Here is a 492-nt window from a genome sequence, read left to right as displayed (position 1 = left end):
TTACATTCCGAACCCGGAAGCTAAGCCCTCCAGCGCCGATGGTACTGCACTCGTGAGGGTGTGGGAGAGTAGGACGCCGCCGGACAATCTTCCAGAAAAGGCCACCCCTAACGGGGTGGCCTTTTCTGCGTCTCCCCTTTTTCTGCGTCTCCCCTTTTTCTGCGTTTCCCTGCCTGGTGGATCGGCCCGGTGATTCCTGATACCGAGGGCTCCCCGGGTGACCTGGTGAGGTCGGGAACAGGGAGCAGAGGTGCCCCGACGCCGCCAAGGTCACGCTCGATCCAGGATGTAGTGGCCTCACGACCGGCGGACACCACTACATCCAGGATGTTGCACGATCTTGCAGTCTGGGGATCGGCGGCGACGCGGGGAGGGACGGGGATACTCCGGTCCACGCGGTCTGTGGTGGCCGGTGCTAAGCGGGCATGCGGTCCGGCCCCGGCGGGCCGGGTGGTCGTTCGCCTAGAGGATCGCTGGCCCGGCGGATCGGTG

General features: G+C 65.2%; 1 rRNA gene. It reads left to right on the top strand.

Annotated elements, in window-relative coordinates:
• Positions 1-85 (top strand): 5S ribosomal RNA (gene rrf, locus ACFYP0_RS14245); the annotation flags it as partial.
• Between the last annotated feature and the right edge of the window lie 407 nt (positions 86-492).

It is taken from the genome of Micromonospora arida (assembly GCF_042873195.1).
Lineage (GTDB): Bacteria > Actinomycetota > Actinomycetes > Mycobacteriales > Micromonosporaceae > Micromonospora > Micromonospora arida.
The sequence above is the reverse complement of the archived record's forward strand: the minus strand, read 5'-3'. Positions and strand labels throughout refer to the sequence as shown.